This is a genomic window from Kribbella sp. CA-247076 (genome assembly GCF_050942445.1).
Lineage (GTDB): Bacteria > Actinomycetota > Actinomycetes > Propionibacteriales > Kribbellaceae > Kribbella.
Window position 1 is genome coordinate 5481743 of record NZ_CP192051.1, and the last position, 15271, is coordinate 5497013.

Consider the following 15271-nt stretch of genomic DNA (forward strand, 5'->3'; position numbering starts at 1 on the left):
TCGGGTAACTTTCCGGCGGCGGTCCGCATCGACCTGGGTATGAGGACACTTCCAGGGTTGGCCGGCACGCTGAGCGCCGTACTGCTGGCAGCGACGCTCGTCCCGACAGCAGCGGCCGCACCGGACAGTACGACGGCCGTGTGCGGGCTCCGGCTCGGGTCGGTGACGGCGTCGGGCGGTCATCGGCTGCAGCAGATCTCCGCCACCACACCACCGCGGGTCGTGCAGGCTGTGGACGGGCCGAAGGATCTGTTCCCGGACGGGCAGGTCCGGCTGGCCACCGCGGTCGGCTGGGAGCCCGTCGCAGGAGGTGAGAGCCGCTTCGCCACCGTGACGATCGGCAACAGCCTGTACGACGTCTATTACCACGTCGGCAAGAACCTGGTCGACGTCACCCCGGAGACGTACGAACAGACCCTCATCGGCGGCGGGTGGTCGCCGAGCATCACCTACCTGGAGGAGTCGTTCTACTTCCCCGACCCCGGATCCCACCGCGCCAACCATTACGCCCTGTGGTCCGGCTCGATCCACCGCTGGAACCAGGGCTGGGGCGGGCGGACGGTCTTCAAGGGGTACGACGCGGTCAAGACGATGACGCTGATCAGCCAAACCGCGACGTACGACACGTTCCTCGCCAACACCCACGGCGGCGCGCTCTACACGATCCGGATCCCGCTGTCGGGTGCACCTGTGGTCAAGAAGGTGCGGACCCGGACGTGGCAGGGGTTCGAGGTCCTGATCGCGGAGAAGTGCGGCCGCGCGAGCACGCTGCTCCTCGGCATCGACAAGGACACCGGCTCCGGCTATCTGTACGCCGTGAGCCACGCCAACGGCGCCGCCACCGTCATCAACTCGCTCGGCAAGGTGCCCGCGAGTTTCACCGACCCGGCGTACTTCCGCTTCCGCCGTACCATCACCGACCCGTCGGGGGCGTTGAACGGCGAGTAGTCACAGCTCGACGAGGTCGAGGAGCTGGCCGAGTTCCTTGGGGTCGAGCTCGCGGAGCTCGCCGGTGTGCAGGTTGCCGCGGCGGACCGGGCCGATCGCGGTGCGGGTCAGGCGTTTGACCGGGTGGCCGACGGCGTCGAACATCCTCCGGACGATGCGGTTGCGGCCCTCGTGCAGGCTGATCTGGATCAGCGTACGGCCGCGGATGCTGGAGATCACCTTGACGGTGTCGGCCCGGGCCGGACCGTCCTCGAGCTCGATGCCGTCGAGGAGCTGGCGCAGTACTCCCGGTTTCACGTTGCCGTCGACCTCGGCGACGTACGTCTTGGAGACCTCGTACGACGGGTGCGTGAGCCGGTGCGCGAACTCGCCGTGGTTGGTGAGCAGCAGCAGCCCCTCGGTGTCGGTGTCGAGGCGGCCGATGTGGAACAGGCGCTCCTGGCGGTCCTGGACGTAATCGGCGATGCACGGCCGGCCCTGCGGGTCCGACATCGTGGTGACGACGCCGCGCGGTTTGTTGAGCACCAGGTACACGTGGGCGCCGGTCGGCGGGATGCGTTCACCGTCGACCCGGATCACCGACACCGCCGGATCCACCCGCACACCGAACTCGGTCACCACCCGGCCGTCCACCTCGACCCGGCCCTGCTCGATCAGGATCTCCGCATTCCGCCGGCTCGCCACCCCCGCCTGAGCCAACACCTTCTGCAGCCGAACCCCCTCCCCCTCACCCATCCCGAGCCCCACCCCGCCACCCCGCCACCTCGGCAGCCCCGTCCACAGCCTCGGCGCGCTCGTCCGCCCCGGCGCGCTCGTCCGCCCGCTCTGCAGCTCCGTCCGACTCGGCGGCTTCGTCGTCGGCTCCAAACTCCTCCGACGGCGTCAGCTCTTCCGGCTCGTGCTCAACGTCCAACTCCACGGGTTCCTCGGTCTCCAGGTCTCCGTCGATCCCGGCGTCCTCGCCGCCCGGCTCGTCCGTCGGCCCGGCGACATCGTGGGTGGACTCGTCGGTCGGCTCGGCCGGCTCGTCCGCGTGCTCGGCCAGGTCGTCGGCCGACTCGGTGGGCCTGTCGGCTCCGAACTCCTCGGACGGCGTCAGCTCTCCTGGCTCGTGGTCGACGTCCAGCTCGGCCGGCTCCTCGGTCGCCACGTCCCCGTCGATCCCGGCGTCCTCTTCGCCTGGCTCGTCGGTCGGCTCGGCGGTCTCGTCCGGCTCGACCGCCCCGTCCACCACCTCGCCAGCGCCATTCGCCGGCTCTGCAGCTCCGTGGGCCGACTCGGCTACGTCGTCCGACCGCTCAGTGGCCTCGTCGTCGGCTCCGAACTCCTCGGACGGCGTCAGCTCTCCTGGCTCGTGGTCGACGTCCAGCTCCACCGGCTCCTCGGTCGCCAGGTCCCCGTCGATCCCGGCGTCGTCGTCGGCCAGCTCGTCCGTCCGCTCGGCAGGCTCGTGCGTCGGCTCGGTGGTCTCGGACGGCTCGTTCTCGCCGGTCTGTTCGGCGGTCGTCGGCTGCTCGGCGCCTTCGGCCGACGTACGCGCGAGCTCGTCGGGCTCCGCCGGCGTCGTACCGTCCGTCTCGGTGGGCGTCGTACTCCCAGCACCTGCGGGCGTCGTACCATCCTCGGACGACGTGGGTGGGAGGGTCTGGGCGGCTAGTTCTTCTTCGATGTCGTCCATGTCGGGGAGGTACGGCGCGAGCTCGGGGAGGTCGTCGAGGGACTGCATGCCCATGCGTTCGAGGAAGTAGGACGTGGTGCGGTAGAGCGTCGCCTGGGACTCGGTGTCCGCGCCGGCCTCCTCCACGAGACCGCGGGCGATCAGCGTGCGCATGACGCCGTCGACGTTCACACCACGGATCGCGGAGACTCGCGCCCGGCTGACGGGCTGCTTGTACGCGACCACCGCCAGCGTCTCGAGCGCGGCCTGCGTGAGCCGCGCTTGCTGCCCGTCGAGCACGAACCTCTCGACGTACGGCGCTGCCTCCACGCGGGTGTAGTAGCGCCAGCCGCCGCCCACCTCACGCAGCTCGAACCCGCGGCCCTGCTCGGTGTACTCGTCGGCCAGCGTGAGGAGCGCCGCCGACACGTCCCCGGTCGGCCGGCCCACCGCGCGCGCCAGGGTGAGCACCGGCAGCGGCTCGTCCGTCACCATGAGGATCGCCTCAAGCGCCCGCCGCATAGTCTCGTCGTCGACGACAACCTCGTCCCCCACCGGCACTTCGGTCTGCCCCGGCGGCAGGTAGTCCTCGTCCTCCCCCGCCGAAGCCCCGTCCTCCACAGCGTCAGCAGCGGACGCCTCCTGCACGGCTTCAGGATCCGCGGCCGCGTCCGCCCCAAGATCCACCGAAGCCTCCGGCGTCGCGTCCCCACCGACCTCCGCCGAGACCTCCGCGCTCGCGTCGCCGCTCTGCGCCGAGCCTTCCGCGGTCGCGTCGCCCGCAACCTCCGCCGAGCCCTCCGGAGTGGCGTCACCGCCGAGGTCCGCCGAGCCCACCGGGGCCGCCTCCCCGCCGAGATCCGCCGAGCCCTCCGGCGTCGCGTCTGCCGCGTGGTCTGCGGAGGGTTCAGGTGTGGCGTCCGGGCCGAGGTGCGTGGGGTCTTCGGTCGGGGTGTCGGGGTGGTCGGTCACTGGGTCACCGTCTCGTCGGGGCTGTCGGCGGGGTGGGCGGTGTCGTCTTCGGTCAGGGTCTCACCGGGTTCGAGGAAATCCACCTCGTCGGAGACCTCGGGTGCCTCACCGTCGCCGGACTCGGGGTTCGCGACCTCGTCGAACTCGTCGGACACGTCGATCTCGCCCTCGTCGGAGCCGGTCCACCGGATGGTCAGCTCCCCCAGCGGCGTCACCTGCTCGAACGACACCGCCGCCTCCCGGAACAACTCCAGCAGCGCCAGGAACCGGCAAACCGTCGTCACCGTGTCCGGCGAATCCGCCACCAGCGCGCGGAACGTCGTACTGCGCTGCCGCCGCAACCGGTCCACGATCACCACGGCCTGCTCGCGGACCGTCACCGCCGGCGCGTGCAGGTGCGCCAGCGACACGCCCTCGGGTACGTCGGTCTTCGGCGCGAGCGCACGCGCCGCCAGCGCCGCCAGCCCGGCCGGGTCGATCCCGAGCAGCACCTCCGGCAGGAGCTCCGCGAACCGCGGCTCCATCCCGACCGCCCGCGGGAACCGCTTCGACTCGGCCGCCATCCGCTCCTGCGTCAGCGCCGCGATCTGCTTGAACGCCCGGTACTGCAGCAGCCGCGCGAACAGCAGGTCACGCGCCTCGAGCAGCGCCAGATCCTCGGAGTCCTCGACCTCGCCCTTCGGCAGCAGCCGGGCCGCCTTGAGGTCGAGCAGCGTGGCCGCGATCAGCAGGAACTCCGACGTCTGGTCGAGGTCCCACTCCGGGCCGAGCGCCTTGATGTGCGCGATGAAGTCGTCGGTGACCTGCGACAGCGCGATCTCGGTGATGTCGAGCTTGTGCTTGCTGATCAACTGCAGCAGCAGGTCGAACGGCCCCTCGAAGTTCACCAGGTGAACGCTGAACCCCTTGCCCTCAGCAACAGCCGGGCCGCCGTCCGACCCCAGGTCCAGCGGTAACGAGTCCGAGGACACGCTCACTCCGAGGCCTTGAGCCGCCGTACCAGCACCGAGTCCGGGCCGTGGTCGACGAAGTCGGCCAGCAGCACGTCGATCGCCTCGCGGACGATCCGGCCACGGTCGGCGGTCAGGCCGTGCTCGGCGCGCAGCGCGAGTCTGGTCTGTTCCAGGCCGAGCAGCTCCTCCTCCGTCACGTACACGGTGATCTTCGTGTCGTGACGGATCCGACCACTCGACTTCCGGTCGTCGGCGACCGTCGTACGGGACCGTACAGTCGACGGCCCGTCGGTGGTGGTGCGCTTCTCGGGTCTGGTCTGCTTCGGTGCCGCACCCCCGAAGAGTTCACTGGCACCTGGCAGGCTCACCCGGCGGGACAACGCGCCAGCACCTCCTTGGCGAGATCGCGGTACTGCGTGGCCGCGGACGAGGACGGGGCGTACGTCGTGATCGGTTCGCCGACGACCGTGGTCTCGGGGAACTTGACGGTACGCCGGATGACGGTGTGGAAGACGCGTTCGTCGAAGGCCTGGACCACCCGGTCGAGGACCTCCCGGGCGTGCGTCGTGCGCCCGTCGAACATGGTGCCGAGGATGCCGACGATCTCGAGCTTCGGGTTCAGCCGGTCCTGCACCTTGCCGATCGTGTCGGTCAGCATCGCCAGCCCACGGAGCGCGAAGAACTCGCACTCCAGCGGTACGACGATGCCGTTGGACGCAGTCAGCGCGTTCACGGTGAGCAGGCCGAGCGACGGCGCGCAGTCGATCAGGATGACGTCGTAGTTCGGGATGATCGGCTCGAGCACGCGCTGCAGCGTGTACTCGCGGGCGACCTCCTGGACGAGCTGGACCTCGGCCGCGGACAGGTCGATGTTGGCCGGCAGGAGGTCGAGATTCGGCACGCTGGTCGGCCGGATCACCTCGTCGGCGGTGATGTCGCGCTGCATCAGCAGGTTGTAGACCGAGATGTCCAGGTCGTGCGGCTGCACGCCGAGGCCGATCGACGCCGAGCCCTGGGGGTCGAAGTCGATCAGCAGCACCTTGCGACCGGTCTCGGCGATCGCGGCGCCGAGGTTGATCGTGGTGGTGGTCTTGCCGACGCCACCCTTCTGGTTGCACATCGCGATCACCTGCGCCGGGCCCGTCTTGGTCGGCGGCTGCGGCACGGGCAGGTCAGGGACCGGCCGGCCGGTCGGCCCGATCTTGTTCCTCGGGCCGTGCGCGTCATTCACAGGTGCGATGTCCTCCGCGGTGAGCTTGGCCGTCGGCCGGGGCATCTCCGCATAGTTCTCGGGTGGGGTCAGGTTCCGCTGCGGCTGGGGGGCGGCAGCAGGCTGGGAGACCGTCGGCGCGATCGGTTGGGCCGGCGACGGGAACTGCTGGGTGCCCGGGAATGTCGACTCGTTCATGACTCGTCAAACCTTTCAACCGATACGGGCGATCCCAGCGACTGTAAGCGTGCATTCAAGCACTCTCAACCAGCCACTCCGCACCGGGGTGGGGTGGTTTGTCGACAAAGCTCCGAACCCGGCCGATCACCCCTTCACGATGACCAACCGTCACCAGATGATCGCACACCGTCCACCACTCCCCGGTATCGGGGTCTACAGTGCGCGAGGGTGGGAGGTGGCGTAGACCTCGCGGAGTTTGTCGACCGTTACCAGGGTGTAGACCTGGGTGGTGGTGACGGAGGCGTGGCCCAAGAGCTCCTGGACGACACGGACGTCGGCGCCGCCGTCCAGGAGGTGGGTGGCGAACGAGTGCCGCAACGTGTGCGGGGAGATTTCCTTGGCGATCCCGGCCCGTTGGGCGGCGCGGCGCAGTACGGTCCAGGCGCTCTGCCGGGACAGCCGGCCGCCGCGCGCGTTCAGGAACAACGCGGGCGTGCCGCGCCCCCGGCCGACGAGGTCGGGCCGGCCACGGACCTGGTACGCCGCCAGCGCGTCGCGGGCGTACGACCCGACCGGGACCACCCGCTCCTTGCTGCCCTTGCCGCGCAACAGCACCGCGCCGGCGTCGAGGTCGACGTCGTCCACGTCGAGCCCGACCGCCTCGGAGATCCGCGCGCCCGTGCCGTAGAGGAACTCCAGCAACGCCGCGTCCCGGGTCGCGAGTACGGCGGGCTCCGCCTCGGCGCCGGCCGCCGCGGACAGAATCCGGGAGACCTCGTCGACGGACAGGGCCTTGGGAAGGCGTTGCGGCGGCGCCGGAGGTTTCACGGCCGCGGCCGGATCCACCGCGGTCAGGCCCTCTCGCAGGCAGAACTTGTGGAACCCCCGGACCGCGACCACGGTCCGCCCGGCCGAGGACGCGGTCAGCGGCGGATGGTCGGCGTCGCCCTCCCGCAACCGCATCAGGAAGTCGCTCACCACGGCCTCCGAGATGCTTCCCAGCGACGAGATCCCGGCCGACTCGAGGTAGGCGCCGTACCGGCGGAGGTCCCGCCGGTACGACGCCAGGGTGTTCGCAGCCAGGCCGCGCTCGACCGTCAGGTGGTCGAGGTACGCGTTAACCGCCCGGGCGATGCTCAGACCAGCACCTCGTCGAGCTTCAGCTGGGACACGTCGTGGGCCTCGGCCACCGGCCCGTACGTGACGTGACCGTCGAAGGTGTTCAGCCCGAGCGCGAGGCTGTGGTCCTGCTTCAGCGCCTCCCGCCAGCCCAGGTTCGCCAGCTCGATCGCGTACGGCAGCGTCACGTTGGTGAGCGCGTACGTCGACGTGTTCGGCACCGCGCCGGGCATGTTCGCGACGCAGTAGAACAACGAGTTGTGCACCTGGTACACCGGGTCGGCATGCGTGGTCGGGCGCGAGTCCTCGAAGCAGCCGCCCTGGTCGATCGCGATGTCGCAGAGCACGCTGCCCGGCTTCATCCGGCGGACCATGTCGTTGGTGACGATCTTCGGCGCCTTCGCGCCCGGCACCAGGACCGCGCCGATCACCAGGTCGGCCTCGAGCACCGCGCGCTCGATCTCGTACGAGTTCGCGGCGATCGTCAGCAGGTGGCCCTGGTAGATCCGGTCGGCCTCACGCAGCCGGGCGATGTTGCGGTCGAACAGCTGGACCTGCGCCTGCATGCCGAGCGCGATCGCGGCCGCGTTCATCCCGGCGACTCCCGCGCCGATGATCACCACGCGGGCCGGGTGCACGCCGGAGACGCCGCCCATCAGCACGCCGCGGCCACCGCCGCTGCGCATCAGGTGGTAGGCACCGGCCTGCGGGGCGAGCCGGCCGGCCACCTCGCTCATCGGCGCCAGCAGCGGCAGCGAGCCGTCCGGGAGCTGCACCGTCTCGTAGGCGATGCCGGTGATGCCGGACTTCAGCAGCGCGTCGGTACAGTCACTGCTCGCGGCCAGGTGCAGGTAGGTGAACAGGACCTGGTCCCGCCGCATCCGGTGGTACTCCTCGGCGACCGGCTCCTTCACCTTGAGCACCAGGTCCGCGTCCGCCCAGACGTCGTCGGCGGCCGGCACGATCCGTGCTCCGGCCGCGACGTACTCGTCGTCGGGGATCAGCGAACCGGTCCCCGCGCCCTGCTCGATCAGAACCTCGTGCCCGTTGCCCACGAACTCGTGGACGCCGGACGGGGTGATCGCCACCCGGTACTCGTGGTTCTTGACTTCCTTCGGAACTCCGACCTTCACAACTCGCCCTTCTTTCACATTCCAGGTGTGCGGCCCACATCGTTGTGTCCGCGGCCCGGCGGTGAGGGGTGTGCTGCCAGGTCGCTGCCGAGTGTAAGCCCGCGAGGTTCATACCACCTGATCGGATGGTCCTATCCGGTGAAGACTCGCGGACCGGAGCCCGGCGGGTCACACTCTCGTACGACGCCGTGGCGGCCCGTGACGTTCACACCGGAATCCCTTGCCCCCACAGGCTTTGCGCAATCTTGACGCAATCTCCATTTCTCTCTTCACGCCAGTCTCGCACCGCACCGAAGTCCCGGCTTCGGGTACTTCTCGGTACCCCTGATCGAAACGCTTCATGGCCGGTCTCGACCTGGACGAGCGCCGCCGTTCATGGACTGCTCAACTACCTCGCCGGCGCAGGTCCACATACTGGTTGCGTGGGCAATGATCATTGACGGTCCCTCGGGGTCGTCAGGGATGCTTCACGTAGCACTGGAACGGAGCCCGCCCGCTCCTGGTTGCAGCCTGAGAACGGTTCGACGAGAGGAGTACGCGTGGCGGTAGAACTTGGACGCTTCGGGGTCTGGCACGGACCGCAGCACTGGGGGCCGGAGCTGGCGGCCGGGCTGGAGCAGGCCGGGTACGGCGCGCTCTGGCTGGGCGCCTCACCGGACGCCGGCCTGCGCGACGCGGAAGTGTTGCTGGCGTCAACGAACTCCGTTGCCGTCGGCACCAGCATCGTCAACATGTGGAAGTCGCCGGCCGCCGACGTCGCGGCGTCGTACCACCGGCTGGAGGAGGAGCACCCGGGCCGGTTCCTGCTCGGCGTGGGCATCGGTCACCCGGAACGCACCGGCGAGTACAGGTCGCCGTACCGGACGATCCTCGACTACCTGGACGAGCTGGACGACGCCAAGGTGCCGGCCGACCGGCGGGCGCTGGCGGCGCTCGGGCCGAAGGTGCTGCAGGTCGCCGGCAGTCGTACGGCGGGCGCGCTGCCGTACCTGACGACACCGGAGCACACCCGCGAGGCCCGTCGTACGCTCGGCGGCGGCGTGCTGCTCGCACCCGAGCAGAAGGTGGTGCTCGAGACCGACGACGAGATCGCCCGGTCGACGGGCCGCGACTACCTGGCGTCGTACCTGCAGCTGAGCAACTACCGGTCGAACCTGAAGCGCCTGGGCTTCACCGACCACGACCTCGACGACGGCGGCAGCGACAAGCTCGTCGACGCCCTCGTCCTGCACGGCTCGGCGGTGGAGATCGCGGAGGGCCTCCACGCCCACCTGGAGGCCGGCGCCGACCACGTCGCGATCCAGCAGCTCGGCCGCGAAGGCATCGACCTGCTGCCCGGTTACGAGGCCTTGGCAACCGTTCTCCAGTAGGTCGTGACGGGACCGTCCGGCGGTGCGCCTGTGCGCCGGACGGACCCCTCTTGACGACCGCTCGCGGCGGAGGAACATCAGCAGTAGGCGCACCCATTCGCGGTGCGCGCACTGGAGGTGTTTCCCCATGACTGAGCGACACGAGTTGCGTTGGGGCGGCTTCGCCGGGCTGGCCTTCGTCGTCCTGGCACTCCTGGGCAGGTTCCTGCCCGGCAACCCTCCCAGGGTCGACGAGTCCGAAGGCACCATCACGGGCTTCCTCGGCGACGCCCGGACCTCGATGCTGATCGGTGCACTGATGTGGGCCGCCGCGGCCGGACTGATCATCTGGTTCGCCGCCGCCTTCGCCGAGGCGATCCGGGAGCGCGACGAGCGCAGCGACGTCCACTTGGCGTTGCTCGCCGGATCCGTGCTGGTCGGCAGCGCTCTCTTCGTCGACGCCGGACTGACCGCCGCGACCGCGTTCAGCATCGACGGCCGGGGCGCGGCGATCACCGTGATGCTGTACGAACTGACGGCGGTGATGACCACGATGATCGGCTTCGCCGCCACCCTGCCGCTGGCCGCTGCCGGGATCGGCGTCCTGCGCACCCGGCTGATGCCGAACTGGCTCGGGTACCTGGCGCTGCTGGCCGCGGTGGTGTCGTTCGCCGGCGCGTTCGGCGTGTTCGCCACCGACGGCCCGTTCATTGCCGGCGGCACCTTGATGACCACGGTCCCGTTGCTGGTCTCCGCCGTCTGGATCGCCTGCGCCGGCGGCTACATGATCCGCGAGCACCTACCGGAGGTGAGCACGGGCGAGACGATCGTCCCGCAGACCTAACGCATCGCGAAGTCGGCGAAGTCGAAGCCGGGCGAGACGATGCACGACACCAGGACGGGCTGATCGCCGGCCGGTCTCGCCGACTGCCAGGCACCCGCAGGTACGACGGCCTGCGGGTGCTGGCCCGCGGCCACGTCCGGGCCGAGTGTCACCGTGGTCACCGGCTCCTCGCCGTACTCGAGGGTGAGCGGTCCACCTGAGTGCCACAGCCAGACCTCGGCCGACCGCACGCGGTGCGACCGGGACTCCTCCCCCGGCGCGAGCAGAAAGTAGATCGCGGTCGCGCTGGCCCGCTCGCCGTCGTACCCCTCCGGTGTGAAGGCGACCTCCGACCGCCAGGTCTCCTTGTACCAACCCCCTTCCGGGTGCGGCTCCAGGTCCAGCAACTCGGCCAATTCCGGCTTGTCCATGAGGACCATTGTCGGCAGAGTCGCGCAGCCGGTGCTGCCCGACTGAAGTGCTTCGAGCCGGCCGGCCCTGAGATTCTGTCGGTGGCCACACCTACGGTGAAACGGGTGGACGCCAAACGCTCGTTGGTGCCGATGGCCGCGGTGGTCGTGCTGCTGGGCGGCGCCGACTCGATGACCGGGACCTATCTGGTCCTCTTCGCGTCGGAGGAAGCCGGGTTGTCGCCGCTGCGGACGGGCTTGTTCATCTCCGCGATCGCGTTGGGCGGCATCGTCTTCAGCACCGTCTTCGGGCGCGCGTTCGACCGCACACCGGCGCGGCGCTGGGCCGCGATCGCCGCCGGTGCCGGAGCCATCGGCTTCGGGCTGCTGCCGGGGGTGACCGATTTCGCCGTACTGATCCTGGTCGCGCTGAGCCTGCTCGGGATCGCCGGCGCCGGCTACCCGCAGGTGTTCGCGCTGGCCGACGTCAGGTTCACCGGCCGGGTCAGGCAACGAGCCACCCCGCTGCTTCGGTCCGGCTGGTCGCTGGCGTGGGCGGTCGGGCCGTTGCTCGGCGCGTGGATCCTCGCGGAGAGCGGGTACGACGGGCTGTTCCGGGCATCGGCGATCGCCCTGCTGCTGACCGTCGCCGCGATCTTCGTCATCCCCCGGGGCGACCAGGTCCCCGATCGGACACCCGATGCACGGCCGGCAACAGCTCGGTCCGCGCACCGGCTGTCCATCGTTCTGCTCACGGCGAGCATGGTGCTCGTACACACCGCGATGTTCGCCGGATCCGTGGCCCTGCCGCTGTTCGTCACCGGCGAGCTGGACCGCACCGGCAGTGCGGTCGGCGTTCTGTTCAGCCTCTGCGCCGTGGTGGAGATCGTCGCGGCGCTCGCGCTGATCTGGCTGATGCCCCGGATGAACGGCCGGCTGCTGATCCTGCTCGGTCTCGGTCTGTTCGTCGCCTACTTCCTGCTGATCGCGCCGGCCGACGGGTTGGTACTCCTGCTGATCGGTCAGGTTGCCCGGGGGACGGCGATCGCCGTCATCGGCACCGCTGGGATCCAGCACTTCCAGGCTGTGCTCGCGCCCGCCAGCGGCACCGGCACCGCGCTGTTCGCGAATTCCGCGACTGCCGGGTCGCTGGTGTCCGGAGTCCTCGCGGGCGGTCTGATCGAGCTGGCCGGGACGCGAATCACGATGCTCGTCTGCGGCGGGCTCAGTCTGCTGGCGGTCGCGGCGTTCGGGGCTTCCCGGCGGGCAGGACACCGGTTAGCGTGACGCTGCCGAAGAACCGTGACCTGCGGATCTTCACCTTGGCCACCGGCTGATCCCGAGCGCCCCTGAAGGAGATCTCACGATGAGAGCCACCCGTGTCATCGCCGCCGCCAGTTTGACCGTCGCCGGTCTGCTGTCCGCCACCGGTACGGCGTCCGCCGCGCCGGCCACGCCGGTCACCACCGACGGGCCGTGCGGGTACACCGCGACCCCGGACGACCCGTCGCCGCGGCCGGTCAGCCTGCCGCCGGACCCGACGCCGACGCCCAGCAAGGGGATCGTGCGTGTCATCGTGGTCACGAACCAGGGCCCGATGCTGCTCACGCTCGACCGCGCCAAGGCACCGTGCACCGTCCAGAGCTTCCTGCACCTCGCCCGGAGCCGGTTCTACGACTTCACCACCTGCCACCGGCTGACGCTCTACCCGACGCTGAAGGTCCTGCAGTGCGGCGACCCGAGCGGCACGGGCGAGCGCGGCCCCGGCTACTCCTACAAGGACGAGCTCCCGACCGACCTGCCCAACTGGCCGGACGACCCGACCGGCACGCGGAAGGTCTACGCCCGCGGGACGCTGGCGATGGCCAACGCCGGTCCGAACACCAACGGCAGCCAGTTCTTCCTGGTCTTCGGCGACTCGCGCCTTCGTCCGGACTACACGATCTTCGGCTCGGTCGACCGCCTCGGGCTGAAGGTCCTGGACCGGGTCGCGGCCGGCGGCATCGTCCCCACGCCCGACGACCCGGCTCCGGTCGACGGCGCGCCGCAGCGGAAGACGGACATCCTGATCGCCCGCTCCCTCGGCGGCCGTTAGGGGAGGTCACCCGGCCAGAGCAGTCCTCAGCCGGCCGAGAGCCGTCAGCGGTCCTTGGCCGGCCAGGGGGAGTCGGCGGGGCGCAACTGGTCGAAGCCTGGACCGTTGAGCGCGGTCCAGGCCGCCAGCGCGCCCATCACCAGGATCGGGTTGTGCAGGTGCCCGGCAAGGACGGCGCCGACCACGTCCACCAACGGAGCCCATACGGTCTCCATGTCCGCCTCCTCGTGCAGGCGGTCGTACGCCTCGTCGGCCGGTGACAGGTCGCGGGCCAGGAAGATCCGCACCGCCTCGTCGGTGAGCCCGGGCGACGTGAACGCGTCGACTAGCACCCGCCAGTCGGCCGCCTTCGTGCCGGTCTCCTCCCAGAGCTCCCGCTCGGCGCCCAACCGGTACTGCTCCCCCTGGACGTCGAGCAACCCGGCCGGCGGCTCGAGCAGCCGATGCCCGACCGGGTGCCGGTACTGCCGAACCAGCAGCATCCGGTTCGCCGAGTCCAGCGCCACGACCCCGACCGCGCCCGGGTGTACGACGACGTCGCGCACGAAGCCGTCGCGACCAGGAGGATCGATGTGGTCCCGCCGTACCGAGATCACCCGGCCGGTCTCGTGCACCACCTCCGACGACGTGACCGGCCACCGCTCCGGTACGTCGGCCAGGCCCGCACCGAACCGCAGTTCGGGGTGGTCGGTCATCGAGCTTTGGCCGGAGTCTTGGCGACCGTCTTCTTCGCCACTGTCGGCTCCTCGACCGGCAGCCGGGACTCGCGCTGGCGGACCAGGGCGGCCGCGATCAGGCCGGCGAACAGCGGGTGCGGCTTGGTCGGCCGAGACCGCAGCTCCGGGTGCGCCTGGGTGGCGACGAAGTACGGGTGCTGCGCCTTGTCGAGCTCGATGAACTCCACCAGCTCGTTGTCCGGCGACAGGCCGCTGAACACCAGGCCGGCGGTCTCCAGCTTGTCGCGGTAGGCGTTGTTCACCTCGTAGCGGTGCCGGTGGCGTTCCTGCACCGACGGGGCGCCGTACAGCTCGCGCACGATCGAGCCGTCGGCCAGGTTCGCCGGGTAGAGGCCGAGGCGCATGGTGCCGCCGAGGTCACCGGAGCCGGAGACGATGTGCTTCTGCTCCTCCATCGTCGCGATCACCGGCTGCTCGGCGTCCGGGTCGAACTCGCTGGAGTTGGCGTCGACCAGGCCGGCCAGGTCCCGGGCGACCTCGATCACCATGCACTGCAGACCGAGGCACAGGCCGAGGATCGGGATACCCTGCTCGCGGGCGAACCGGATCGCGCCGATCTTGCCCTCGATCCCGCGGATGCCGAACCCGCCCGGGATGCAGACCGCGTCGACCTCGCCGAGCAGCCGCGCGGCGGCCTCGGGGGTGGCGCACTCGTCGGAGGCGATCCAGCGCAGGTTCACCTTGGCGTCGTTGTCGAAGCCGCCGGCCCGGAGCGCCTCGGCGACCGAGAGGTAGGCGTCCGGCAGGTCGATGTACTTGCCGACCAGCGCGACCGTGACCTGGTCCTTCGGGTTGTGGACGACGCGCAGCAGCTCGTCCCAGCGGGTCCAGTCGACGTCGCGGAACGGGAGGTTCAGCCGGCGGACGACGTACGCGTCCAGGCCCTCGGTGTGCAGCACCTTCGGGATGTCGTAGATGCTCGGCGAGTCGACCGCCGCGACCACGGCCTCCACGTCGACGTCGCACATCAGCGAGATCTTCCGCTTCACACCGTCCGGGATCGGCCGGTCGGCGCGGCAGACCACGGCGTCCGGGGCGATACCGATCGAGCGCAGCGCGGCGACCGAGTGCTGGGTGGGCTTGGTCTTCAGCTCGCCGCTGGGGGCCAGGTACGGGACCAGGGAGATGTGCAGGAAGAAGACGTTGTCCCGGCCGACGTCGTGCCGGACCTGGCGGGCCGCCTCCAGGAACGGCAGCGACTCGATGTCGCCGACCGTGCCGCCGATCTCGTGCAGCACGACGTCGACGTCCGGGCCGGCCATCGCCAGCATCCGTTCCTTGATCTCGTTGGTGATGTGCGGGATCACCTGGACGGTGTCGCCGAGGTACTCGCCGCGGCGCTCCTTGGCGATCACGCTCGAGTAGACCTGCCCGGTGGTGACGTTCGCGACCGCGGACAGATCGCGGTCGAGGAAGCGCTCGTAGTGGCCGATGTCCAGGTCGGTCTCGGCGCCGTCGTTGGTGACGAACACCTCGCCGTGCTGGAACGGGTTCATGGTGCCGGGATCCACGTTCAGGTACGGATCCAGCTTCTGCATGGTGACCCGGATGCCCCGTGCCGTCAGCAGACTGCCGAGGCTGGACGCTGTCAGCCCCTTGCCGAGACTGGATGCCACGCCACCGGTGACGAATACGTGCTTGGTCTGCTGGAAGTTCGAAGCCCTGTCCACGGGCCTTCAGCCTAC

At 70.1% G+C, this 15271-nt stretch carries 15 protein-coding genes; 5 read left to right on the top strand and 10 right to left on the bottom strand.

The genetic code is table 11. The annotated features are described in order from the left end of the window. Positions 1-39: 39 nt before the first annotated feature. On the top strand, positions 40-948 hold the full coding sequence (locus tag ACQPYZ_RS25815; protein WP_433160636.1) for a hypothetical protein: 909 nt from the start codon (positions 40-42) through the stop codon (positions 946-948). On the opposite strand, the gene ACQPYZ_RS25820 is transcribed toward ACQPYZ_RS25815, so the two are convergent. From ACQPYZ_RS25820 to ald, 7 genes are all read right to left on the bottom strand, one after another. Then, positions 949-1683 (bottom strand): pseudouridine synthase, encoded by a 735-nt coding sequence (locus tag ACQPYZ_RS25820; protein ID WP_433160638.1) that lies wholly within the window; start codon positions 1681-1683, stop codon positions 949-951. Beyond that, on the bottom strand, positions 1676-3577 hold the full coding sequence (gene scpB / locus ACQPYZ_RS25825) for an SMC-Scp complex subunit ScpB (protein ID WP_433160639.1): 1902 nt from the start codon (positions 3575-3577) through the stop codon (positions 1676-1678). The genes ACQPYZ_RS25820 and scpB overlap by 8 nt, the downstream gene beginning before the upstream one ends. Further along, a complete protein-coding gene (locus tag ACQPYZ_RS25830; RefSeq protein WP_433169756.1) occupies positions 3574-4548 on the bottom strand; it encodes a segregation and condensation protein A in 975 nt (324 codons plus the stop codon). Before ACQPYZ_RS25830 ends, scpB begins: the two co-directional genes overlap by 4 nt. Before the next feature lie 2 nt (positions 4549-4550). Continuing rightward, positions 4551-4898 (bottom strand): hypothetical protein, encoded by a 348-nt coding sequence (locus ACQPYZ_RS25835; protein ID WP_433160640.1) that lies wholly within the window; start codon positions 4896-4898, stop codon positions 4551-4553. Beyond that, on the bottom strand, positions 4895-5806 hold the full coding sequence (locus ACQPYZ_RS25840) for a ParA family protein (protein WP_433169758.1): 912 nt from the start codon (positions 5804-5806) through the stop codon (positions 4895-4897). The genes ACQPYZ_RS25835 and ACQPYZ_RS25840 overlap by 4 nt, the downstream gene beginning before the upstream one ends. Before the next feature lie 327 nt (positions 5807-6133). Beyond that, a complete protein-coding gene (gene xerD, locus ACQPYZ_RS25845; RefSeq protein ID WP_433169759.1) occupies positions 6134-7060 on the bottom strand; it encodes a site-specific tyrosine recombinase XerD in 927 nt (308 codons plus the stop codon). Further along, positions 7057-8172 (bottom strand): alanine dehydrogenase, encoded by a 1116-nt coding sequence (gene ald / locus ACQPYZ_RS25850; RefSeq protein WP_433160642.1) that lies wholly within the window; start codon positions 8170-8172, stop codon positions 7057-7059. Before ald ends, xerD begins: the two co-directional genes overlap by 4 nt. Positions 8173-8711: 539 nt before the next feature. Here ald and ACQPYZ_RS25855 point away from each other — a divergent pair. Together ACQPYZ_RS25855 and ACQPYZ_RS25860 are read left to right on the top strand one after the other, a co-directional pair. Then, positions 8712-9542, top strand: a complete 831-nt coding sequence (locus ACQPYZ_RS25855) for an LLM class F420-dependent oxidoreductase (RefSeq protein WP_433160644.1) — start codon at positions 8712-8714, stop codon at positions 9540-9542. Positions 9543-9669: 127 nt separating this feature from the next. Next, complete coding sequence (locus tag ACQPYZ_RS25860) at positions 9670-10365, top strand: hypothetical protein (RefSeq protein ID WP_433160646.1); 696 nt, start codon at positions 9670-9672, stop codon at positions 10363-10365. On the opposite strand, the gene ACQPYZ_RS25865 is transcribed toward ACQPYZ_RS25860, so the two are convergent. Next, the gene (locus ACQPYZ_RS25865) at positions 10362-10775 is read right to left on the bottom strand and encodes a cupin domain-containing protein (protein ID WP_433160647.1); all 414 of its coding nucleotides are present in this window, start codon (positions 10773-10775) and stop codon (positions 10362-10364) included. The genes ACQPYZ_RS25860 and ACQPYZ_RS25865 overlap by 4 nt on opposite strands. 105 nt (positions 10776-10880) lie before the next feature. Between ACQPYZ_RS25865 and ACQPYZ_RS25870 the strand changes: the two genes are divergently transcribed. After that, positions 10881-12041: an MFS transporter gene (locus ACQPYZ_RS25870; protein WP_433160648.1), complete on the top strand. Its 1161-nt coding sequence runs from the start codon at positions 10881-10883 to the stop codon at positions 12039-12041. A 79-nt stretch (positions 12042-12120) separates the two neighbouring features. Next, on the top strand, positions 12121-12849 hold the full coding sequence (locus tag ACQPYZ_RS25875; protein ID WP_433160650.1) for a peptidylprolyl isomerase: 729 nt from the start codon (positions 12121-12123) through the stop codon (positions 12847-12849). Positions 12850-12893: 44 nt separating this feature from the next. Here ACQPYZ_RS25875 and ACQPYZ_RS25880 read toward each other — a convergent pair whose 3' ends face one another. Next, positions 12894-13544 carry an NUDIX domain-containing protein gene (locus ACQPYZ_RS25880; protein ID WP_433160652.1) on the bottom strand — a complete coding sequence of 217 codons (651 nt, stop codon included), beginning with the start codon at positions 13542-13544 and terminating at the stop codon, positions 12894-12896. Beyond that, positions 13541-15256: a CTP synthase gene (locus tag ACQPYZ_RS25885; protein WP_433160654.1), complete on the bottom strand. Its 1716-nt coding sequence runs from the start codon at positions 15254-15256 to the stop codon at positions 13541-13543. Before ACQPYZ_RS25885 ends, ACQPYZ_RS25880 begins: the two co-directional genes overlap by 4 nt. Positions 15257-15271: the final 15 nt, after the last annotated feature.